The following is a 20,322-nucleotide window of genomic DNA, read 5'->3' as shown; positions in this document are numbered from 1 at the left end:
TCGTCGTTTGTTATGACTGCGGATACTTAAGCAGACTCTTCACCCTTGTCGTCGACTTCTTCTACCCAGCTCGGCGGCTCGTCGCGGCCCTCGTCCTCGTCCTTCTCGGCGTCTTCGGGGGTGTCCTGCACAATGCCCTGCGCATGGTGCGTGGGCGCGTAGATGGTGTAGAGACGGAGTGCTTCATCCCCGGTGTTCTCGACGTCATGCCAGGTTCCGGCGGGCACCTGGATGCTCCAGCCGTCCTCGACGTCCTGCTGGTAGGAGAGGTCGTCTTTCGAGGGTCCCATCTTCACGCGACCCTTTCCGGCGTCGATGCGCAGGAACTGGTCCGTGCCGTGATGCACTTCCAGGCCGATCGCACCGCCCGGCTCGATCGACATGAGCGTCACCTGCAGATGCTTGCCCGTCCAGGCGACGCGGCGGTAGGCAGAGTTTTCCGTAGTGGCGCTCTCGATGTTGAAAGAATTCGGCTTCGGTCCGTTGTCATTGATGTCCATAACTTCATCCTTGACCATCTCGCCGAGGATCGCCACAGCGAAGAATTAACTGCTTATGTGAAAGCTCAGCTCAAGTCCAGTAAAGAAGCCGCGCAGCCGGCAGGCGCCGCTGCAGCTCGTCGGTGAACCACTCGCGCATTTCCGTCATGGTCTGTTTCGGATACACGTATTTGATTCCGCCGAACTTGGAACGCTTCTGACTGCGGAGATCTTCATCCATCTCCAGTTTGGTCCGGGGATACCACCCCAGCAGCACCTCCTTGCTTGCGGGGGTGAAGCGGTGCGTGATGATTTCAGCCGTGAGATCGAGGTCGGCGATGCCGGCGACTGCGTCGGAAACGTCATCCAACAGGGCGCCATACTGCTCCTGCCAACCAGGTATCGGCATGATGGGCGCGATTGTGAGGCCAACCCGGTAACCCGCACTCGCCATGGTGCGCAGCGCCGCGAGCCGCGCGGGCATGCGTGCGGTCCCACCTTCGAAACGGTTCGCTACCTCTGCAGCGTTCACCGAGAACCGGACCCGCGTCCTACGGGCGTGGTCGAGCGCCACCAACTCACCGACGTCGTCGAACTTCGTCGTGAAGCGCAACGACACGTCGCTTCCGAACTCACCCGACCCGACGCGGGAGATTGCGGCGGCAAGCGAGCCGGTCACGCTCTCGATTCCCAGTGGATCGGTGTAGCAGGACAGCTCGAAAGTCGTACCCTCGACGCCGCGCTCAGGGGTTCCCCGCGTGACTGAGCCTCTGTCGGCGTGGGTGGAGATCCCGTTCAGCACATCGTCGATGTTGGCGTACACCCGGGTGATGGGCGGGCCCTGTAGGGAGCCGGCGAGATAACAGTACTGGCAGTGCGCGGGGCAACCTTTGGCAAGATCAATCCGCCAGTCGGCGCTCGGCGGGATGGGCTGCGGCTTGAGGGTGCTGGGAGGGGCAACCACTACGGCGAGGGTGTTCTTCGCCGATGCGTAGGTCTCGCGGTCACTCTCACCGCGAAGGCCGGTCAGGGCATTCCCGGGCATGAATCGAATGTCGTCGACGCCGGCACCTTCGCATCGGCGAATGATCTCGGCTGTGTGGGGTAGATCGGCTGCGGCCCGCGTGATCATCACGTGCTTGGGAACCCACAGGCGGGTAGGCGAAATAGCGGTCAGATCCAGGTCCTGGTATGCCGTTGTCATCACTTTGTACAACAACGCGGAGGCCCCGTGTGTTCCGTCTTCTGGACCGTAAATGGGAGCCGCCGGTGCCGAGACGCACATCGGGTGGTTGCCGCGGAGGCAACCACCCGATGTCGTATCGAGCGAGATATTACTCGGTGACCTCGAAGGTGATCATCTCAGTGAACTCCCGGCCGTGAACGTCGGTCGCGGTCACCGTGGCGGTGTGCTTGCCGATGGCCAGGTCGGTCGGTAGCTTGATGCGCCACAGATGAGACGTACGGTCGTGGACGCCGCCGCCGTGCACCAGCTGTTCCAGAGTGGCTACTGGATCGGTGTACTCTGCTCCGATCAGCGGTACATCGCCTGCCGTCATTGACTGGGTGCGTGTAGCGTCCGAAGATTTCCCGCCATCAATGGACACCTGCACAGTAGAGCCGGTGGCACCCATCCAGAAGTTGGTGGTCAACCAGGTTTCACCGAGCTCCGCTACGGTCACGGCGTGTGGATTCTCTGGAGCTGGGGCCCGACCAGGCAGACCCTTGTACTGGTCGAACCAGGCGCGGTAGGTCGGGGAGTTGATGCTGAGCGCCATCTGGTCTGTGCCGTCGTCGCCGGTGGCGGTGAAACGTTCCCGAACCTCAGTGTTCTTGATGTCCAGCGTCAGCACGCCGGGAGGAGTGCCGTCGCGCTGCACCGAGGTGGGGTATCCCTCTTCGGTTACACGGCCGTCGTACCACTGGCCGGAGACCGCAGGAACGGTCAGGTGCGTGAACGGCAGGCCCTTGTCGCCGACATCGTCCAGCCAGCCGGCCATCAGGTCGCCCTTCCGCAGGTTCTCCGACATGTGGGTGTGACCGGCCACGGAGATGACTTCACGGCCTTCGAGAATCTTGTAGATCTCCTGCAGCGGGTTCGTTTCGTGGGTTTCGCTGTAGTAGAACTCGAGCAGGGGGCTATGGGAAGCCAGGACGATGACCTGGTTCTTCGGGACGGATGCGATGTCCTGACGCAGCCACTCCAGTTGGCGATCGCTGAGGCCCGAGTCGTAGTTGTTGCCCGACGGGCCGGGGTAAACGATGTTGCTCAACGCCACCACGTGGGCCTTGCCTGCCTCGTACGAGTAATACTCCGGCCCGAACTGGGCGCGGAAACTATCGAACTCGTGTTCACCATCGCGGGAATCGAAGTCGAGGTCGTGGTTGCCCGGCAGGAAGCGGGCCGGACCGTTGAGCATGGAGGCCAAGTTGCGAGTCTGCGAGAAAAGAGACAGATCGTTGCCCACGAGGTCTCCCAGGAACAGGGCCCCGCACCCGGCGTAGTCTGTGCGGGCTGCGAGGTCGGCAAAGACACCGTTGCGCGCGAATCTGACCTCCTGTTGGTTGTAGGTCTGGACATCGGCACCGAGCACGCAGTGCTGTTCGGGCGACTGAGTGAGGTCGCTCTTGACCACAGGGAAGTTCACCTTGTCAGGCAGGGCGCCTGTGGGGGCTATGCCCCCGTACTTCAGGGCGGGGGAGCCGGCAGGCAGGTGGTTGTAGAAGAACTGCGCGACGTTGTCCTCGTCTACCGGCACCTGGTATCCGCGTGGCTGGGTGACGAAGACGGTCATGTTGTCGAATGCCGGCAGTTCGTAGCGACCCTGCCCATCGGTGGTAACGACCTCCCGGCCGTTGGAGACGGTAACTCCCGGCATGCCGGGCTCACCCCGATCCTGGGTGGAGTTTCGGTTCTTGTCGTTGAAGACAATGCCATCAAGGGTCGGTTCTTCGGCTCCCGCTGCTTCGATGATCTCGACGCTGCCCCGGTAGGCTGTAGCGGCCCAACTGTCCTTCTCGGGTTCACTGGCCGCACCCTCGACGTCGATGCGTCGCACCTGGGTGTCGATGCTGTGGGTTCCGTCCGAGACGGTGAAGTAGTACTCGTACCAGAGCTTGTCCATCGGGTCGAACACGTCGAGGATGTGTTCGTAGCGGTTATCCTGCCCAGCCTTCACATTGTGGGTCTTGAATTCGGCGTCAACGTTGCTGCGCAGATGCAGCGTAACCGTGCGAACCTGCTGATCGTCAGTGGCCGTCGCTTTGAAGGAGAAGTCGGCCATGGGATCGATGCTTCCAGCGGTCGTATCGGTCACCGACGGGGCAATCGAGTCCGGCGGAAGCACCACGAGCCCGGAAGGAACCTGATCCGGGGTAACCTCGCCGGGCGTAGCTGGAGCCGTCGTGATCAGCGTCTGGCGGGTCGGATCATCAGGGTTGACCGCGTAGTGGATGCCCTGATCAGGGACGGTGTTGTCGGCGCCGTCGAGGTTGTAATAGGCACGGTTGAGGCCGAAGCCCGTGTTGGTCGAAATTTCCAGTCCGCGCGGCGAGCCGTTAGCCATGCCACCGGTGAAGATCTCCACGAGGTTTTCGTTCATGACGAGGGACGTGCCGAATTTGGCATTGAAGTCCACGTCAGTCAGTGAGTCGTTACGACCGTTCTTGATCCAGAAGACCAGTGTGGCTCCGGGAGCGATGGAAACATTCCGCTGCTTGGCGGGCCAGTCCACCACGTTGGAGTTGCTGAGGTCCGCGCGAGGGTAGAGGTAGCGCAGGGTGTAGTCACTGAAATCGACGGGCTCCGACGAGGCGTTGTAGACCTCGATGAACTCAAAGGCGTCGGCGCCGCCCATGTTGGAGGTGTCGGGTGTGACCTCCGTAATCTGCAGCGGTGCTGTTCTCAGCGTCGGGTCGGGCTGCAGGGCCGGTGCTGGAGCGGCAGTGGCGGCAGGGCCAACCATGGAGCTGATGGCCAGCAGAACCATAGTGCCGGCGGTCAGGCATAACGGCCGGGATAAGCGGAATCTTTCGGGAAGAGGCGATTGGCGCACGAAACTGAACTTCCTGTTGAGGGTTGCCCTGTTGGGCGGAGAGCACTATCGACTCTTTCCCGGCGGAATGAACGGGAGTCAAAGGATGGGTGTCTAATCCGTCAGCTGACGGTTTCCGCGGGTGCAACTTGTTCGGTCATCGCCACCGGCGTCTGCAGGGCGTCACGGCAGCTGTCACATCGGGGACGTCGGCGGTGTCTCATGTGCGTAGAGGCAATTCAATCTGGGAGGACCAAGTGTCAACATGCAGTCGTGTGGTCATCATCGGTGCGGGGTACGCAGGAGTGATGGCCGCCAACAGGATCGCTGGAGATCAGCGGATGCAAGGATCTGTCAGCGTGACCGTACTCAATCCGATGGCCGATTTCGTGGAGAAGATCCGCCTGCATGAGGTCGCAGCAGGAAGCCGGGAGTCAGCGTTTGTGCCGATGCGCTCGCTCCTCCATGAGCGCGTGGTAATGGTTGAAGGTACTGCTTCCCGTGTCGATCCTGAGCGTCGCAGGGTGCATCTGACCGGTGACCCCATGCCGCTCGAATACGATCTGCTGCTGTATGCGGTGGGCAGCACGCACGAACAGTCGAACGTCCCCACCGGGGCGTTCGCCCTTACCAGCCACGACGACGCCGATCGGTTACGGGCCCGGCTCTTCCGGTTGGATCCGGGTTCAGTGATCAGCGTGGTTGGGGCAGGCCTGACGGGGATCGAGGTGGCGGCCGAGATCGCTGAACAGCACCCCCGGTTGGCCGTGCGGCTCCTTTCCCGCGGGCGCATCGCCGAACATCTGTCAGAACCAGGGCGCCGCGCGATCACACAACGGCTGTCAGCTCTCCGCGTCGAGATGATGGAGAATACGGACGTGCAACGGTGCGATACTTCTTCGATTCAAAGGTCGGACGGCACCTCCCTGGGATCGGCCTGCACTGTGTGGACTGTAGGGCTCAGCGCGCCCAGCCTGGCCCGAGACAGCGGGCTGCCTACCGATTCCCGCGGGCGTCTCCTGGTCGACGAATCCCTAAGGTGTCTGCGATACCCCGACATCTTCGGCGCGGGCGACGCGATCCGAGCCCCGGAAGCCGTCGCTGGTCACCTGCGTATGAGTTGTGCGACAGCCCTGCCGTTGGGTGCCCACGCGGCCGACAGCATCCTGGCTCGGCTCGACGGGCGAACGCCGGTGCCGCTCTCGGCAGGGTATATGCTCACGTGCATCAGCTTGGGGCGCCGGTCAGGACTCGTTCAGGCCGTTCGGGCGGATGACCGCCCCCGCGGCGTCATACTGAAGGGTCGGCTGGCAGGGATGACGAAGGCGCAGGTGTGCAGGATGACGTTGTCCTGGATCAGGAGTGAGCTTCGTCGAAGCGGTTCGTACAGTTGGCCGAAAGGCCCCCAGCCAGCGGAGGCGAGGTAGAACTGTGGGCGCCGCTGGTCTTTTCGAGGAACACCGTTCGCTGCTCTTCACCATTGCCTACGAGATCACCGGTACGGCGACGGATGCCGAGGATGTCCTTCAGGACAGTTTCCTCAGGTGGACCGACGTTGACGCCGCAACGGTCCAGAATCCGCGCGCCTATCTTGCCAAGACCGTGACGCGGCAAGCTTTGAATTCCCTGCGCACGGCTCAGCGCAGACGCGAGGATTACGTAGGCCCCTGGCTTCCTGAGCCCATCGTCGTCGCTCCTGATGTCGCCGATAACGCTGTACTGAGCGAGTCCCTGTCCTTCGCAATGCTCGTGGTGCTGGAGACCTTGTCCCCGGATGAGCGCGCTGTGTTCGTCCTGCGTGAGGTTTTCGATTTTCCCTACGCGGAAATCGCTGAGGCCACCGGAAAGACGCAGGCAGCCGTCCGCCAGATCGCGAGCCGGGCGAAGGCCCACGTTCGCGCGCGGCAACCCCGGTTCGACGTGGATGCGCAAAGGCAGAAAGCGGTCTCTGACCGGTTCCTTACGGCCCTTCTGGGCGGCGATATGCAGTCCCTGATGGATGTTCTCGCCCCGGGAGCGGTCCTTCTTTCCGACGGCGGAGGGAAGGTCTCGGCGGCCCGCAAGCCTGTGGTCGGTGCGGACAACATCGCTCGTTTCCTGCTGGGAATTGCCAAGACTCCCGTTCCGGAGATGCGGGTGGAGGCCACACTGCTGAACGGCATGCCCGCCCTCGTTGTCTTCAGCGGAACGAGGATTGACGTCGTCGCACTGATTCAGTCGAGTAATGACTGCGTGACGGGCGTATACCTGGTCAGAAACCCTGACAAGCTCGGCGCCGCCAGTTCGGCCGCAGGCTTCACCGACGCCCTAACCGCTCCGCGAGGCCGATCGCGTTGAACGGGGCGTGCACCTTCACGTCATTGTCGAAATACACGTAGACCTCGCGCCCGCGGCCGTCCGGGCAGGTTTTGCCGGACAGCCAGCCGCCGCACAGCGCAGCCCACTCGTCCAGTTCCGCATCCGTGTAACCGCTCGTGTAGAGCTCGGTGCTGCCATGCAGCCGGACATAGACGACGTCGCCGGTCACCTCACGGAACTGGGGCCACTTTCCTGCCGAGTCGGCCACCACCAGCCCGACGGCGTGGCGGCGCAGGATCTCCAGGCTCTCCTCGCTGCCGAAGCTCTCGTGGCGGGGCTCGAGTACGTGGTGAATGCGCCGTTCCGCGTCCGTTGTGACCCAATCGCGGTCCTTGAGCCGCTCGTCGTGGCCGCGCGCGAGCTTGGCGGCCGCCGTCGTCGTTGTTGGCAGTAGGGAGAGGAAGTTCTCCAGCAGCTCAGGATCGAAGCGGCGGGTGGCCGGCAGTTGCCAGAGAACCGGCCCAAGGCGCGGGCCCAGGGCCAGCACGCCCGACGCGAAAAAATTGGCCAGCGCCGTGTCGGCGTTTCGCAGCCCGAGCATGTGCGTGATGTAGCGCGGGCCCTTGACGGAGAAATTGAAATCGGCGGGCACGCTGTCACGCCAGCGGAGGAAGCTGTCCCGGTGCTGCAGCGAGTAGAAGGTCCCGTTGATCTCAATGGTGTCCAGTTGCGATGCGGCGTACTCAAGCTCGAGCCGCTGCGGAAGGCCGCTCGGGTAGAAGGACTTGCGCCACGGTGCGTAGCGCCAGCCGGAGATGCCGATTCGGGCTCGGGGCTGGGAATCTGGCATGGCCGAACGCTATCGCGCAGAGCAGTATCGGCACCAGTGCACTACCTAGTTGGTGGAGGTAATTTTCCTTGTTGGCGGGTCAGCACGGGCGTAAAATGCAGTCCTCAGCCGCTGTTGGGGGACAACAGACAAGGAGCCGGAGACACACTTTCCTCTACCTCCACTGCGACAAGGTCGCTCACGACAGAAGCTGAAGATCATGGATTCCGCTCTTCCCCGCGTTGCGCTGCGTACAACGTATTCGCCCCCGCGAATCGCCCTTCTGGCCGTGGGAGCCACCGCGGCCTGGATCCTTTCCGTATCGATTGGCGCCGCCCTGCGTGTGGATCCGGGCGTGGCGAAGATTGCCTTGATTGCGCACACCATCTCCCTGGTAGCCGCATTCGGTGCCGTCCTCCTCGTCGACTGGGTGGGATTCCTCTGGCTGATCTCACGACGCAAGCTCGTGGAAACCAGCCGAATCGAGTCAGCCGCCATGCCGATCATCTGGGGTGGGCTGGCCGGCCTGCTGGTCACCGGCGCCCTGGTCAACCCGGCCATGGAGAATCCGCTGACCATCGTCAAGGTCTCGGCCGTCCTGATGCTGATGCTCAACGGGATTCTCCTGATTCCGTGCATGCGCCGGTTGAATTCCATGCCGGCGGGAACCAGGTTCGGTGACGTGCCGTCCGGTATGCGGATCCACCTGCTCATCTGCCTCGCAATCTCACAGACCTGCTGGTGGACGGCCATGGTGGTCGGATTCATCAACAGCTCCGACCTGTTCTGACGTCAGGTCGCGGCGGCGGCGTTGTATGAACAACTGCTTTGTGCCGACAGCATCCCCAAACCGAAGTCCGCTAAACTTGCGTGGTAAGAGCCCCGGACTTCGAAGCGGAGAACGCTTGCGGAAGCCTTGGGGCATTCTCATGCACGGCGGCACACTTGGCGCGGCTCGCGGCGCGCCTGTAGTTGCCGCCAAACAATGGGGGAGGATCCCATGCCAGCAATTGTGATTGTCGGAGCCCAATGGGGCGATGAAGGCAAAGGCAAGGCCACAGACCTGCTAGGCGGGCGCGTGGACTACGTCGTGAAGCCGAACGGCGGCAACAACGCCGGGCATACCGTCGTCGTCGGCGGTGAGAAGTACGAGCTCAAGCTCCTTCCCGCCGGCATTCTCAGCCCCAACGCCGTACCGATCATCGGCAATGGCTGCGTCATCAACCTCGAGGCGCTCTTTCAGGAGATCGAGGGGCTCGAGGCCCGCGGGGCGGACACCTCGAAGCTGCGCGTCTCCGCGAACGCGCACCTGGTCGCCCCCTACCACCAGGTCCTAGACAAGGTCACCGAACGCTTCCTCGGCAAGCGTGCCATCGGCACCACCGGGCGCGGTATCGGCCCGGCGTACATGGACAAGGTCGCACGCCTGGGCATCCGGGTGCAGGACGTCTTCGATGAATCGATTCTCCGCCAGAAGGTCGAGGGATCGCTGAAGCAGAAGAACGAACTCCTGGTCAAGGTTTACAACCGCCGCGACGTTGAGGTCGAGGAGATTGTCCAGTACTTCACCTCCTTCGCCGAAAGGCTCCGGCCGCTGGTCATCGACTCGACCTACGTGCTGAACGAAGCGCTCGACGCCGGCAAGGTGGTCCTCATGGAGGGCGGGCAGGCGACCTTCCTCGACGTCGACCACGGCACCTACCCGTTCGTGACGTCGTCGAACCCCACCGCCGGTGGGGCGTCCGTAGGATCCGGCATCGGGCCTACGCGCATCAACCGCGCCGTGGGCATCATCAAGGCGTACACCACCCGCGTCGGTGCCGGGCCGTTTCCCACCGAACTGTTCGACGAGATGGGCATCTACCTGCAGAAAACGGGCGGTGAGTTCGGTGTGAACACCGGACGTCCGCGACGCTGTGGCTGGTACGACGCCGTGCTGGCGCGCCATGCTTCCCGCGTCAACGGGTTCACCGACTACTTTGTGACCAAGCTGGATGTCCTGACCGGTATCGAGCGGATCCCGGTGTGCGTAGCGTACGACGTCGACGGCGTCCGCCACGATGAGATGCCCATGACCCAGACCGAATTCCACCATGCGAAGCCGATCTTTGAGTACTTCGAAGGCTGGACCGAGGACATCACCGGAGCGCGCACCCTCGAGGACCTGCCCGAGAATGCGCAGACGTACGTGCGCGCGTTGGAGAAAATGTCCGGTACACGGTTCTCCGCGATCGGCGTCGGGCCGGACCGCGACCAGACGATCGTGATCAACGACCTCATCGGCGGCTAGGTCCGCTGTAACAGAAACGGCTAGGTTCCCGCAAAGGAACCTAGCCGTTTCTTGTTTGGCTTGCTGTCTACAGATTGTTGACGACGTCGGCGCTTTCCCGAAGCTCTTCCACCAGGGCGACTGCCACGTCGGATTTCTTCTGCTGCTTGACCTGCTGTTCAAGCTGCGGCTTCAACTCCTCATACGGCGGAAGCTCGCCGCCCTGCTGCGCGGCGGCGCCTGAGGCTTTGGCTTCCTCATACGCTGCCTTCAATTCCTCTTCGGAGGGAGCGGCGTCTGCTCCTTCCTCGGCGAGAAGCGCATCAAGGCGAACCTGCTGCTTGATCTGCTCCGTGGCCTCTTCCTTCGCAATGCCCTGCTCCTCAAGGGCAGCGAAGAGCTCATCAGCCGAGGCGAACTGGTTTGACGCGACCAACTCGTCGGTTGTCGCCGTGATATCCTCCTCGCTCGCCTCGATTTCACGCTTGTCGGCTTCCTGAATGAGGAGTTTGTTGCCGATGAGGTTGTCGAGGGTCTGGGTCTTGAGCTGCTCCTGGTCGACCTCCTGCCCCGTCATCTGGGACTGCATGGCCATTTGCTGGAACGCGCCCTCATAGGAGGTGCTGAACTCCTCCTTGGTGATGTCCACGCCATTCACGGTGGCGACGACGTCGGGCACTCCCTCAAGATCGGGCGTCGGCGCTTCCGCCGGGGTGCTTGCCGCGCTCTCACTCGGGGCAGGCTCAGCCTCGGTGTTGCCGGCGCAGCCGGTGGCGAACGCCAGCGAACCCGCCAGAACCGCACTCATCAGCCACTTCTTCTTCACAGACACTCCTACTGTTGATTACCGACCTGAGACTCTAGCAGCGACCTATGTGCGACGGCTTGACGCTCGCTGGGCGGAAGCTGGACGGTAGGATGCCGGAATGGCGGCAATGCAGAACTTCAATGCGGATATTTCTCTCTTAAGCCTCCCGCAACTGCTGCTCGATGTCGATGCCATCGACGCCAATATTGCCCTCAAGGAGCAGTGGGCGGCTGAGCACTCGATGGTGCTCGCACCCCACATCAAGACGACGATGACGCGTGAGATAGTCCAGCGGCAGCTTCCCGGGTCCTGGGGAGTAACGGTGGCAACGCCGGCGCAGGCGGCTCACGCTGTCGCCTGGGGAGCACGGCGAATCCTGATCGCCAACGAGGTGGTCTTCCCGCCGCTGGTTTCCGAGCTGCGCCGGCTCCTGGAGCGGAACCCTTCGGTCAGCCTGTACTGCCTCGCCGACTCCCACGCAGGCGTCGCCGCCCTGAGCCGGGGCTTCGAGGACGCGGAACGACCCCTCCATGTACTGCTCGACGTCGGAGTGGCCGGCGGCCGCACCGGCATTCGGAATGCTGCGGATGCTTCGGTCCTGGCCGCAGCGATACGGAAGGCACCCGGACTCCTCTTCGCCGGTGTCAGCGCCTACGAGGGAATCGCGCCGAACCTCCGCACACCCGAGAATCTTGCAGCGATCGACGCGCACTGTGAGGCGGCGGTGCGAATCTTTGCCGGACTTCGCGGCGGGTTCGACGTCGAACAACCCGTCTACTCGGTGGGCGGCTCGGCGTTCCAGGACCGCGCGGCGCAGTTTTTGCCCGAAGGGTCTGTGAATGTCCTTCGCTCGGGCTGCTATGTCATCCATGACTCGGGTACGTATGCGGAAGTCTCGCCGCTGCGGGGCCTGCGCGCCGCTGCGGTGGTGCGCACCGTCGTCGTTTCGGTGCCGGAGGAGGGGCGGGCAATCCTGGGAGCGGGTAAACGGGAGCTGGCGTACGACGCCGGCCTGCCCAGACTCACCGCGCACCACCGGGACGGCATCACGCTCGGGGAGCCGACCGGCGTCGTCGTTCGGCTTTTCGATCACCACGCTGTGGTGAAGGACGCCGGTGACCTACGCGTCGGGGATCTCGTGGACCTGGGCATTTCGCACCCGTGCTCCGTATTCGACCGGTGGCGGACTGCCCTGGCGGTGCACGGTAATGCCACCGAGGTGTGGCACCCGCAGTTCTGAGCCCTACCAGCCCCAGGTACCCGGTGCTCCCTTGAACGGGCCCACCACCCTGGAAGTGATCCACCCGCCGTAGAAGTCGCCGGGCTGCGCCTGAACCTCCTCGCCGTCAACAAGGCAGCGGTCCATCCTGCCGGGATAGACGGCGACCGTGCCGGCCAGCCTTTCGTAGCCGACCGTCGGGTTGGGGTAGGTCCACGCGGCGCGTTCGGCGCGTGCGGAGCCGGCAACGACGTCGTAATAGGTGGCCTCACCCTTGAATTCACACCAGGTGGTTCCCTCCACAGGCCGCAGACTGTCCGGCGCAAAATCGGCTGCCGGGAGGTAGAAGCCGGGTGGGTGGCTCGTCTCCAACACCCGCAGCGCGCCGCTGGACCGGGCAATCTCGCGCCCACCGAATTCGATGACGACGACGCCCGGATACGTCTCGACGCGTGGTGGGCGCGGGTAATCCCACACCGACTCCTGGCCCCGCTCCGGCTGCTCACGCTTCACCCTGTTGATACCCATGGGCGCCACGCTACTCTTCTGTACCCTTGAAGCAGCCCCAGTTCCTACTCGAAAGGGCCGCGTGATGAAGGTCAGTGTTGGACAGTTCAGGCCGGGCGGCGACGTCGCTGCCAACGTTGCGACGATGCGGGATCTCGCACGCGAGGCCGCTGCCGAGGGGTCTGAACTGATCGTCTTCCCCGAGGAATCGATGTTCTCCATCGGCAAGGTCGAGGGTGTCCTCGCCGAAGCGGTGGCTGCCGGATGGTCCGTCTTTGTCCAGCAGCTGTCTTTCCTTGCTGCGGAACTCAACATCGCCGTCGTCGCGGGCGGATATGAGACGAGCGGCGAGGAGCGGCCGTACAACTCCCTGGTGCTCATCGACGCCACCGGCAGGATCGTGGATACCTACCGCAAGCTCCACCTGTACGACGCCTTCAGCTATCAGGAGTCCCAACGGATCAAACCGGGCGACGGCGGTATCACCGTGGTGCCGGTGGGGGACCTGACCGTCGGGCTGATGACCTGCTATGACCTCCGCTTCCCGGAGCAGGCGAGAGCGCTCGCCGACCATGGCGCCGACGTCGTACTGGTGCCCGCCGCTTGGTTCAAAGGGGACCACAAGATTGAACACTGGGAGACGCTTCTGCGCGCCCGGGCCATCGAGAACACTGTGTGGATTGCGGCGGCTGGGACATCGTCGTCGCACACCATCGGACACTCGGCGATCCTGGATCCGATGGGGGTTCCGCAGGTCTTCCTGGATGACGAGGAGCGGGGTGTGGTCACTGCGGATGTCACCCGGAAGCGAATCGAGGAGGTCCGGGAGTTCCTCCCAGTGCTGCGGAACCGCCGCTTCGCGCCGAACGAGAAGATCGTCGAAGCGCGTTAGCTTGTATGATAAGTAAGCGAGTTGTACGATAAGTTGTCCGATCCGCTCTCCCGAAGGTTCCGCGATGACTTATTCCCCCGATGCAATCCGCCACGTCAAGCTCTCCACGGCAACGCTGCCGCTGGCTACGCCGATTTCCGATGCGAAGGTCTTCACCGGCCGCCAGAAACCGATGACCGAAGTGGTGTTCCTTTTCGCCGAGATCGTGACGGAGCAGGGCGTTTCGGGTCTCGGGTTCTCCTATTCCAAGCGGGCGGGCGGTCCGGCGCAGTACGCCCACGCACGTGAAGTGGCCCAGGCCATGATCGGCGAGGACCCCAACGATATTGCGAAGCTGTATAACAAGTTGCTGTGGGCCGGTGCTTCGGTGGGCCGCTCCGGTGTCGCCACGCAGGCGCTCGCGGCGCTCGACATCGCGCTGTATGACCTGAAGGCCAAGCGGGCGGACCTTCCGCTGGCCAAGCTGCTCGGCGCTTACCGGGACTCCGTGCGCACCTACAACACCTCCGGCGGCTTCCTCAACGCCTCGATCGACGAGGTGAAGGAGCGCGCAACCCAGTCCCTGGCCGAGGGCATCGGGGGCATCAAGATCAAGGTGGGCCTGCCCGATTCGGCTGAGGACCTGCGCCGTGTGGCAGCCGTTCGGGAACACATCGGCCCGGATGTGCCCCTCATGGTGGACGCGAACCAGCAGTGGGACCGAGCCACCGCACTGCGCATGGGCCGCAAGCTTGAGCAGTTCGACCTCGTCTGGATTGAGGAACCCCTCGACGCGTACGACGCCGAGGGGCACGCCGCGCTGGCACTGGCACTTGATACTCCCATCGCCACCGGCGAGATGCTCGCCTCCGTTGCCGAGCACGAGCGCCTGATTGCCACCCGCGCCTGCGACATCATCCAGCCTGACGCCCCGCGCGTCGGCGGCATCACCCAGTTCCTCCGCCTCGCCACGCTCGCGGACCAGGCCGGTCTGGACCTCGCTCCGCACTTCGCCATGGAAATCCACCTGCACCTCGCTGCGACTTACCCCCGGGAGCCCTGGGTGGAGCACTTTGACTGGCTCGACCCGCTGTTCAACGAGCGCCTGGAGACCCGAGAGGGCCGCATGATCGTTCCGAATCGCCCCGGCCTCGGCGTCACGTTCAGTGACCAGGCACGGGCGTGGACCACGGACACCGTCGAGTTCGGCACGCGCTGAGCCGTGCATAACAGCCTCACGCTGTCATCGCCATGCCAGCATTAAGAGCATGAAACAAACGCTGGCCATCTCACTCGTCGATAGCCTCCGCCGGCGTATTGTCGACGGCACCATTCCCTCCGGCGAGAAGCTGCCCAGCGAAAGCGCGCTGATCAGCGAGTTCGGCGTCAGCCGCACCGTTGTCCGCGAGGCGGTGTCGCGTTTGCAGGCCGAGGGGCTGGTGCACACGCGTCGGGGGAGCGGCAGTTTCGCCCTGACGCCGCCGTCGGCTGATGAGGAACCAGCCGGTGGCATGCGCCGGCCTCGTACTCTCGAGGAGCGGCGTGCGCTACTGGCGTTCCGCACCGGCGTCGAGAGCGAGGCCGCCGCGCTTGCCGCGACCAACGCCGGGGCGGGAGCTGTTGCTGCCCTGGATGATGCCCTTGCCGCCTTCGACGCGGCCGGGAACCATGCGGCCACGGCGGTCTCCTGCGACTTCGCGTTCCACCGGGCAGTGGCGGAGGCCAGTGGGAACTTCTACTTCGTCGACGCGCTGCTGTCCCTGGGTCCGGCGATGATCGTCATGCCTCCGGAACGTCTGGAACCAGCCGACGACGGCGGGCGGCCCGAGCGGCTGCGACGCGTCGCCCTTGAGCATGCTGCCGTGCGCAACGCCATTGCGTCGAAGGATCCGTTCACAGCCGCAGCGGCCATGCGCCTGCACCTGGCCAACTCGCGTGACCGGCTGGAGGGCACAATCTCCCGAGAGCAGTTCAAGCGCCGGACGTAGGATTGTTGCATGACTGCGAACCCAGAGATTATCCGCATGTACGGTGCTGACTGGTGCCGCGACTGCATCCGGACCAAGCGACAGCTCGACGAGCTCGGCATCGACTACCAGTACATCAACCTGGTCGACACCCCGGATGCGGCGGAGGACGCCCGGAAGATCTCTGGCCGGACGAACATCCCGGTGGTGGTGTACCCCGACGGCGCCCACCAGGTCGAGCCGACCAATCCCGAGGTTGAGGCAAAGCTCCGCGAGCTGAATCTGCTGGCGTAGTACTAGTCCTGTGCGGAAGGCTTGACGGCAAGAACCGGGCGGTCGGCCTGCAGGAGGATCCGCTGGGCGTGTGAGCCCATGATGAACTTGCCCACCTGTGACCGTTGACGGAGTCCGATGACGATCAGGGAGACGTTGTGCTCTGTGGCAAGCTCCAGGATCTCTTCCGCGAGGTCGTCCCTGTGGGAGGGGCGCAGCACGCGTGAGGGGATGCCGGCGTCGTCGGCGGTTGCCTGCAGGCGCTGCAGGTCCTCATCGCTCGCCACGGACTTGTCCACGCGCGAACCTTCGCGCACGGAGTTCACGATCAGGAGCTCCTCCTGGCGGAGTTTCGCTTCGCTGATGGCTGCTGCAACAGCCGCCTCACCGACGGGGGTGGGAACATAGCCAACCATGATGCTCATAACTTCTCCTAGGAATCGGCGCTGACGCGGGCGTTTTGGCGCTGCTGGCGCTTTGCCAGAGCGGACTGGATCATGGGGCCCACTGCTACGAGGACGAAGATCGCCAGCAGCACGGCTGTGATGGGACGGGTGAAGAATCCGGAGACGTCGCCTTCAAGAACGAGAAGCGAACGCCGCAGGTTTGACTCCAGCAGCTCACCCAGTACGAACGCCAGCACCAGGGGACCGGGCTCGAAGCCGAACTTCTTCATGAGGTAGCCGAGTGCGCCGAAGAGCACCACGAGCAGGACGTCAAACATGGAGTTGCGGATGGTGAAAGCGCCGAGGATGGTGATGAGCGCAGTAATGGGCGCCAGGATGGCCCCCCGGACCCGCAGGATTTTGACGAACAGGCCGACGAGCGGGATGGACATGATCAGCAGCAGGATGTTGCCGATGTACATCGAGTTCACGACGCCCCAGAACAGTTCCGGGTCCTCGGAAATCAGCTGCGGACCGGGGGTGACGCCCTGGATGAGCAGCGCTCCGAAGATGATTGCCATGGTGGCGTTGGCCGGAATGCCCAGGGTCAGCAGTGGAATGAAGGAGCTCGTGGCCGCGGCGTTGTTGGCGGTTTCAGGGCCGGCGACGCCTTCCACTGCACCCTTTCCGAACCGTTCCGGCCGCTTGGCGCGCTTCTTCTCGACAGCGTAGGAAACCATCGAGGAGATCGTCGCACCGCCGCCGGGCAGGATGCCGAGGAAGAACCCGAGGACAGAACCGCGGGCGATCGCTCCGGAGGACTGACGGAGGTCCTTGCGGGAAGGCCAGACATTCGCGACCTTGGCTGGTGCGCTTGCCGCGCGGTGGCGCTCTTCGAGGTTGTACAGGATCTCGCCGACGCCGAAGAGACCCATCGCGATCGGGACGAAGTCGATGCCGTCCGCAAGGCTCAGGTTGCCGAAGGTGAACCGTTCAGCACCGGTGAAGACATCGCGGCCCACAGTCGCCAACAGAAGCCCGACGGCGGCGGCGATGAGCGCCTTGATCTTGGTTCCGCCGCTGATGGTTGAGACCAGCAGGATACCTACGAGTGCCAGTGCGGTGTACTCCGGTGGGCCGAAGTCGAGTGCGAAGCTTGCAACCAGGGGAGCGAGGAAAGTGAGGCCGATGATGGCGACAGTGCCGCCGATGAATGAGCCTATGGCCGCGATGCCCAGAGCGGTGCCAGCCCGGCCCTGCTTGGCCAGAACATAGCCGTCGAACACGGTGACGACCGAGCTTGCCTCACCGGGCAGGCGCAACAGGACTGAGGTGATCGTGCCGCCGTACTGCGCGCCGTAGAAGATGCCGGCAAGCATGATGATCGCGGTCACGGGCTCAATGCCATAGGTCAGCGGGAGCAGTATGGCGATGGTGGCTGCGGGCCCGAGGCCCGGCAGCACGCCGATGAGCATGCCAATGACCACGCCCATCAGGCAGTAGAGAAGGTTTTGCGGGACCAGTACGACGCCGAAACCGTCGAGGACCGGGTTCAAAAATTCCATGGCGAATCCTTTGTGCCTGGTGGCGCTTAGAGCAGGTGGGGGATCGATGTCCCCAGACCCAGGATGAAGATGGCGTAGAAGGCAACGACGACGAGCACCGAATAGAGCGTTGCTGCCCGCCAGGTTTCACCGCCGAGGAACTTCATCCAGATGAAGCACAGGAGCAGTGCCGGAATCTCGAATCCGATGACCGGCATCAGCCAGACCATGCCCAGCAAGGTCACGAAGCCAAAGCCTGCCATGCGGGACAGGGGCGAGAACTTCTCGCCGTCCACGCCCCCGCGGCGGCCGATAACCAGCTGCGCGAGGGCGAGGACGGCGATGATCAGGCTGATGATGAACGGCCATGTGCCGGGGCGTGGCTGCCCGGGCGTCCCGAGGCCGAGACCAAGAGCGATCAGCATGCCTGCAACGCCGACGCCGGCCGCCACCAGTGAGGCGGCCAGATTGGCGATTGCACCGGAAGGCGGCGCAGCGTCGGCTGCCCATTCGGCGGCTAGTTCTTCCGGCGTCAGGTCCGGCAGATCGATGGCGCTTTCGAAATCCGTCGGGGCCGTGTGGGCCTGATCGTCACGCTTCCGATTCATGGCAGTGCTCATTTCAACTGATGTTCTCGACCGGGCAGGATGACCTATTACTCGCCTGCGAGCGAGATGTCGTATTCCTCTACCAGCGCCTTGTACTGCTCAGCGAGGGCGTTCCACTCTTCGACGACCTCTTCACCGGAGACTTCCCACGGCGCGAGGATGTTCTCCTCGTTGAAGGTCTGGTAAGCCTCGGTGCCCTGGGTTGCGTCGACGGACTCCACCAGACGGGCCTTTGCGTCCTCCGACAATCCCTTTGGTGCGGCGAGGGCGCGGTACTGCGAGACCGGAACCTCGTAGCCCTCTTCGATAGCGGTGGGTACGTCAGACAGGAACTCGCTGCGCTCCTTGGCGAACGTGACGATGGGGGTAACGGTGCCGGCTTCGATCTGCGGGAGAGCCTCGCCGAGCTGGATGGTAGCGACGTCGACCTGGTTGCCCATGACGGCGGTCAGAGCCGGTGATCCCGAATCGAAAGGTACAGCGGTTCCCTCGATCTCAGCCTGCGCGAACAGGACTGCCTGCGCGAGCTGGGAGCCGGTGCCGACGCCGGTCGTGCCGAAGTTCAGGTTGCCGCTGGCTCCCTTGATGTCCTCGAGCGACTCGTAGCCGGACTCCTTGCTGGCGACGAGTACGTAGTCATCCTGGGAAAGCCCCGCGATCACATCGAGGTTGTCGAGGTTCACGGCTTCATCTTCGCCGACGGCGAGCGGCGTAATGGTGATCAGTGATGCGTTCAGGAGAATAAGGTTCTGTCCATCCGCCTCCATGCCGGCGACTTCCTGTGTAGCCAGGGCGCCATTGGCGCCGGCCTTATTGACCACCGGTACTGCAACCCCGAGGTCTTCTGCCATGCCTTCGGCCATAGCGCGGGCGATCCGGTCAGTAGAACCACCGGCGTCCTGACCAACGGTGATGGTGACGGGGCCGCTGGGGAATTCTTCCGTGGATTCAGCGCTGCCGCCGCCGACGTTTCCACCGCAGGCCGACAGGGCAAGTACACCGACAGCTGCAGTGGTTGCGGTCAGCACGCGGCGGGTAAAGGATGCTTTCACGAGTTGGTACTCCTCATTCAGGAACGGCGATGTTCGACTCAGTGGGGTTTGTGCGGGATGTGATGGCACTCACGTCCCGACCCTGAGAAGACTTTACGGAGGGGCAGTGATGCATGTCCAAGCCCACTAATGCATGGAGTGATGCTCCCAGAGCATCAACTCCGGGAGGCGAGATGGGAGATGCCCTAGGTGTCCGCCCGGGTCTCCTGGTCCGAATCCTCAAGAATTACCCGTAGCAGCCGGAGCACCGCGGGGTTGGTGCTGGACTCGCCCCAGGCCACGTGCAAGTCTGCCCGGTTCAGATCAGCAAGGCCGGCCTGACCCCGGAGCTCCTCGAACTGCACCCCGGAGGGGGCAAACTCCTTCGAGGATGCCGGCACCAGAGTGACTCCCAGTCCCGCTGCCACGAAAGCGAGTAGGGCGGGCACCTGACTGGCAAACTGAGTGACTTTGGGGTGGATCGATGCACTCTCATAGAGCCGCATCACCAGGTCGTAGAAGTAACGGGCTTCGGCGGTGGAATACATCATGAGCGGAAGCCCGTCCAGCTGCTTCAGGGAGACTCCGTTACCCGTCGCGAGTTCATGGCCCTCCGGCAACGCCGCCACCAGCCGGTCTTCCAGAAAAGGACGGGTAACCACGCCGGGACGGGCGACGATGGGGCGAAGCAGTCCAATATCTATCGATCCCCTCGTGATCGAGTCCAACTGGTCGACTGAGACCGCTTCACGTAGGACAAAGGAGACTCCAGCCATGTGCGCTCCGGCCTTCCGAAGGATTCCAGGCAGGGCTACCTGACCCGCGATTGCGGTGTAGCCAATCACAATCGTGCCGGCATCGCCCGAGGACACGCGCCGAACTTCGAGAGATGTCTTGTTGCAGAGGTCGAGCACGCTACGGGCAGCGGGCAGTAGGACCTTCCCGGCGGCCGTCAGCTCAACTTTCCTGCTGCTGCGCTCGAACAACTGCGCGTCGAGTTCCCGCTCAAGCAGCTGAATCTGCCGGCTAAGTGGAGGCTGGGTCATATTGAGGCGTGCGGCGGCAGCGCCGAAGTGCAACTCCTCAGCAACTGCAACGAACGACTCCAGCTGAATCAGGGAGAACATGGATTCACTCCTTGCATGGTTTCGTGCACATTTTAGCTTGGACAGCATGAATGCTGCCGTCTAGCGTGAGAG

The 20,322-nt window shown here is 63.5% G+C and carries 20 protein-coding genes; 9 read left to right on the top strand and 11 right to left on the bottom strand.

The window, feature by feature from the left end; translation table 11 throughout:
* Positions 1-26: 26 nt before the first annotated feature.
* The 3 genes from AC5RU3_RS08315 to AC5RU3_RS08305 all read right to left on the bottom strand — a co-directional run bounded on the left by AC5RU3_RS08315 (position 27) and on the right by AC5RU3_RS08305 (position 4,468).
* Positions 27-500, bottom strand: coding sequence for a cupin domain-containing protein (locus AC5RU3_RS08315; protein WP_309124004.1), 474 nt, complete (start codon positions 498-500; stop codon positions 27-29).
* A 70-nt stretch (positions 501-570) separates the two neighbouring features.
* Entirely contained in the window at positions 571-1,683 is a 1,113-nt protein-coding gene (locus AC5RU3_RS08310; RefSeq protein ID WP_493965272.1) for a spore photoproduct lyase family protein, read from the bottom strand.
* 130 nt (positions 1,684-1,813) lie between these two features.
* Positions 1,814-4,468, bottom strand: coding sequence for a calcineurin-like phosphoesterase C-terminal domain-containing protein (locus AC5RU3_RS08305; RefSeq protein WP_493965271.1), 2,655 nt, complete (start codon positions 4,466-4,468; stop codon positions 1,814-1,816).
* 155 nt (positions 4,469-4,623) lie between these two features.
* On the opposite strand from AC5RU3_RS08305, the gene AC5RU3_RS08300 reads away from it, so the two are divergent.
* Positions 4,624-5,940: an NAD(P)/FAD-dependent oxidoreductase gene (locus tag AC5RU3_RS08300; RefSeq protein WP_493965270.1), complete on the top strand. Its 1,317-nt coding sequence runs from the start codon at positions 4,624-4,626 to the stop codon at positions 5,938-5,940.
* A 4-nt stretch (positions 5,941-5,944) separates the two neighbouring features.
* Entirely contained in the window at positions 5,945-6,850 is a 906-nt protein-coding gene (locus AC5RU3_RS08295) for an RNA polymerase sigma-70 factor (protein ID WP_309124007.1), read from the top strand.
* Here the strand turns inward: AC5RU3_RS08295 and AC5RU3_RS08290 are convergent.
* A complete protein-coding gene (locus AC5RU3_RS08290; RefSeq protein ID WP_309124008.1) occupies positions 6,810-7,661 on the bottom strand; it encodes a DUF72 domain-containing protein in 852 nt (283 codons plus the stop codon). The genes AC5RU3_RS08295 and AC5RU3_RS08290 overlap by 41 nt on opposite strands.
* A 199-nt stretch (positions 7,662-7,860) precedes the next feature.
* Between AC5RU3_RS08290 and AC5RU3_RS08285 the strand changes: the two genes are divergently transcribed.
* Complete coding sequence (locus AC5RU3_RS08285) at positions 7,861-8,430, top strand: hypothetical protein (protein WP_493965269.1); 570 nt, start codon at positions 7,861-7,863, stop codon at positions 8,428-8,430.
* Between the two features lie 210 nt (positions 8,431-8,640).
* The gene (locus AC5RU3_RS08280) at positions 8,641-9,930 is read left to right on the top strand and encodes an adenylosuccinate synthase (protein ID WP_309124009.1); all 1,290 of its coding nucleotides are present in this window, start codon (positions 8,641-8,643) and stop codon (positions 9,928-9,930) included.
* Between the two features lie 67 nt (positions 9,931-9,997).
* Here AC5RU3_RS08280 and AC5RU3_RS08275 read toward each other — a convergent pair whose 3' ends face one another.
* Entirely contained in the window at positions 9,998-10,735 is a 738-nt protein-coding gene (locus tag AC5RU3_RS08275) for a SurA N-terminal domain-containing protein (RefSeq protein ID WP_309070719.1), read from the bottom strand.
* Between the two features lie 100 nt (positions 10,736-10,835).
* On the opposite strand from AC5RU3_RS08275, the gene AC5RU3_RS08270 reads away from it, so the two are divergent.
* Complete coding sequence (locus AC5RU3_RS08270; protein ID WP_493965268.1) at positions 10,836-11,957, top strand: alanine racemase; 1,122 nt, start codon at positions 10,836-10,838, stop codon at positions 11,955-11,957.
* A 3-nt stretch (positions 11,958-11,960) separates the two neighbouring features.
* Here AC5RU3_RS08270 and AC5RU3_RS08265 read toward each other — a convergent pair whose 3' ends face one another.
* Positions 11,961-12,464 carry a DUF427 domain-containing protein gene (locus AC5RU3_RS08265; protein WP_309070721.1) on the bottom strand — a complete coding sequence of 168 codons (504 nt, stop codon included), beginning with the start codon at positions 12,462-12,464 and terminating at the stop codon, positions 11,961-11,963.
* A gap of 64 nt (positions 12,465-12,528) precedes the next feature.
* On the opposite strand from AC5RU3_RS08265, the gene AC5RU3_RS08260 reads away from it, so the two are divergent.
* The 4 genes from AC5RU3_RS08260 to AC5RU3_RS08245 all read left to right on the top strand — a co-directional run bounded on the left by AC5RU3_RS08260 (position 12,529) and on the right by AC5RU3_RS08245 (position 15,575).
* Complete coding sequence (locus tag AC5RU3_RS08260; protein ID WP_493965267.1) at positions 12,529-13,335, top strand: carbon-nitrogen hydrolase family protein; 807 nt, start codon at positions 12,529-12,531, stop codon at positions 13,333-13,335.
* Between the two features lie 64 nt (positions 13,336-13,399).
* Positions 13,400-14,533: an L-talarate/galactarate dehydratase gene (locus AC5RU3_RS08255; protein ID WP_493965266.1), complete on the top strand. Its 1,134-nt coding sequence runs from the start codon at positions 13,400-13,402 to the stop codon at positions 14,531-14,533.
* Positions 14,534-14,582: 49 nt separating this feature from the next.
* The gene (locus AC5RU3_RS08250) at positions 14,583-15,302 is read left to right on the top strand and encodes a FadR/GntR family transcriptional regulator (protein WP_493965265.1); all 720 of its coding nucleotides are present in this window, start codon (positions 14,583-14,585) and stop codon (positions 15,300-15,302) included.
* Positions 15,303-15,311: 9 nt separating this feature from the next.
* Positions 15,312-15,575, top strand: coding sequence for a glutaredoxin family protein (locus tag AC5RU3_RS08245; protein WP_309070725.1), 264 nt, complete (start codon positions 15,312-15,314; stop codon positions 15,573-15,575).
* Positions 15,576-15,577: 2 nt separating this feature from the next.
* On the opposite strand, the gene AC5RU3_RS08240 is transcribed toward AC5RU3_RS08245, so the two are convergent.
* The 5 genes from AC5RU3_RS08240 to AC5RU3_RS08220 form a co-directional block, all read right to left on the bottom strand.
* Positions 15,578-15,979 (bottom strand): universal stress protein, encoded by a 402-nt coding sequence (locus AC5RU3_RS08240; protein WP_309070726.1) that lies wholly within the window; start codon positions 15,977-15,979, stop codon positions 15,578-15,580.
* A gap of 8 nt (positions 15,980-15,987) precedes the next feature.
* Complete coding sequence (locus AC5RU3_RS08235) at positions 15,988-17,505, bottom strand: tripartite tricarboxylate transporter permease (RefSeq protein ID WP_309070727.1); 1,518 nt, start codon at positions 17,503-17,505, stop codon at positions 15,988-15,990.
* A 26-nt stretch (positions 17,506-17,531) separates the two neighbouring features.
* A complete protein-coding gene (locus tag AC5RU3_RS08230) occupies positions 17,532-18,092 on the bottom strand; it encodes a tripartite tricarboxylate transporter TctB family protein (protein ID WP_309070728.1) in 561 nt (186 codons plus the stop codon).
* 47 nt (positions 18,093-18,139) lie between these two features.
* Positions 18,140-19,144 carry a tripartite tricarboxylate transporter substrate binding protein gene (locus AC5RU3_RS08225; RefSeq protein WP_493965264.1) on the bottom strand — a complete coding sequence of 335 codons (1,005 nt, stop codon included), beginning with the start codon at positions 19,142-19,144 and terminating at the stop codon, positions 18,140-18,142.
* A 185-nt stretch (positions 19,145-19,329) separates the two neighbouring features.
* Positions 19,330-20,250 carry a LysR family transcriptional regulator gene (locus AC5RU3_RS08220; protein WP_309070730.1) on the bottom strand — a complete coding sequence of 307 codons (921 nt, stop codon included), beginning with the start codon at positions 20,248-20,250 and terminating at the stop codon, positions 19,330-19,332.
* Positions 20,251-20,322 lie beyond the last annotated feature (72 nt).

The sequence above is a fragment of the Arthrobacter sp. MDB1-55 genome (assembly GCF_059092925.1).
The sequence above is the reverse complement of the archived record's forward strand: the minus strand, read 5'-3'. Positions and strand labels throughout refer to the sequence as shown.

Coding starts and splice junctions, on each gene's coding strand:
- AC5RU3_RS08265 (WP_309070721.1), bottom strand. CDS start 12,464: ATGGGTATCAACAGGGTGAAGCGTGAGCAGCCGGAGCGGGGCCAGGAG.
- AC5RU3_RS08260 (WP_493965267.1), top strand. CDS start 12,529: ATGAAGGTCAGTGTTGGACAGTTCAGGCCGGGCGGCGACGTCGCTGCC.
- AC5RU3_RS08240 (WP_309070726.1), bottom strand. CDS start 15,979: ATGAGCATCATGGTTGGCTATGTTCCCACCCCCGTCGGTGAGGCGGCT.
- AC5RU3_RS08235 (WP_309070727.1), bottom strand. CDS start 17,505: ATGGAATTTTTGAACCCGGTCCTCGACGGTTTCGGCGTCGTACTGGTC.
- AC5RU3_RS08250 (WP_493965265.1), top strand. CDS start 14,583: ATGAAACAAACGCTGGCCATCTCACTCGTCGATAGCCTCCGCCGGCGT.
- AC5RU3_RS08230 (WP_309070728.1), bottom strand. CDS start 18,092: ATGAATCGGAAGCGTGACGATCAGGCCCACACGGCCCCGACGGATTTC.
- AC5RU3_RS08310 (WP_493965272.1), bottom strand. CDS start 1,683: ATGACAACGGCATACCAGGACCTGGATCTGACCGCTATTTCGCCTACC.
- AC5RU3_RS08285 (WP_493965269.1), top strand. CDS start 7,861: ATGGATTCCGCTCTTCCCCGCGTTGCGCTGCGTACAACGTATTCGCCC.
- AC5RU3_RS08245 (WP_309070725.1), top strand. CDS start 15,312: ATGACTGCGAACCCAGAGATTATCCGCATGTACGGTGCTGACTGGTGC.
- AC5RU3_RS08315 (WP_309124004.1), bottom strand. CDS start 500: ATGGACATCAATGACAACGGACCGAAGCCGAATTCTTTCAACATCGAG.
- AC5RU3_RS08255 (WP_493965266.1), top strand. CDS start 13,400: ATGACTTATTCCCCCGATGCAATCCGCCACGTCAAGCTCTCCACGGCA.
- AC5RU3_RS08290 (WP_309124008.1), bottom strand. CDS start 7,661: ATGCCAGATTCCCAGCCCCGAGCCCGAATCGGCATCTCCGGCTGGCGC.
- AC5RU3_RS08305 (WP_493965271.1), bottom strand. CDS start 4,468: ATGGTTCTGCTGGCCATCAGCTCCATGGTTGGCCCTGCCGCCACTGCC.
- AC5RU3_RS08220 (WP_309070730.1), bottom strand. CDS start 20,250: ATGTTCTCCCTGATTCAGCTGGAGTCGTTCGTTGCAGTTGCTGAGGAG.
- AC5RU3_RS08280 (WP_309124009.1), top strand. CDS start 8,641: ATGCCAGCAATTGTGATTGTCGGAGCCCAATGGGGCGATGAAGGCAAA.
- AC5RU3_RS08270 (WP_493965268.1), top strand. CDS start 10,836: ATGGCGGCAATGCAGAACTTCAATGCGGATATTTCTCTCTTAAGCCTC.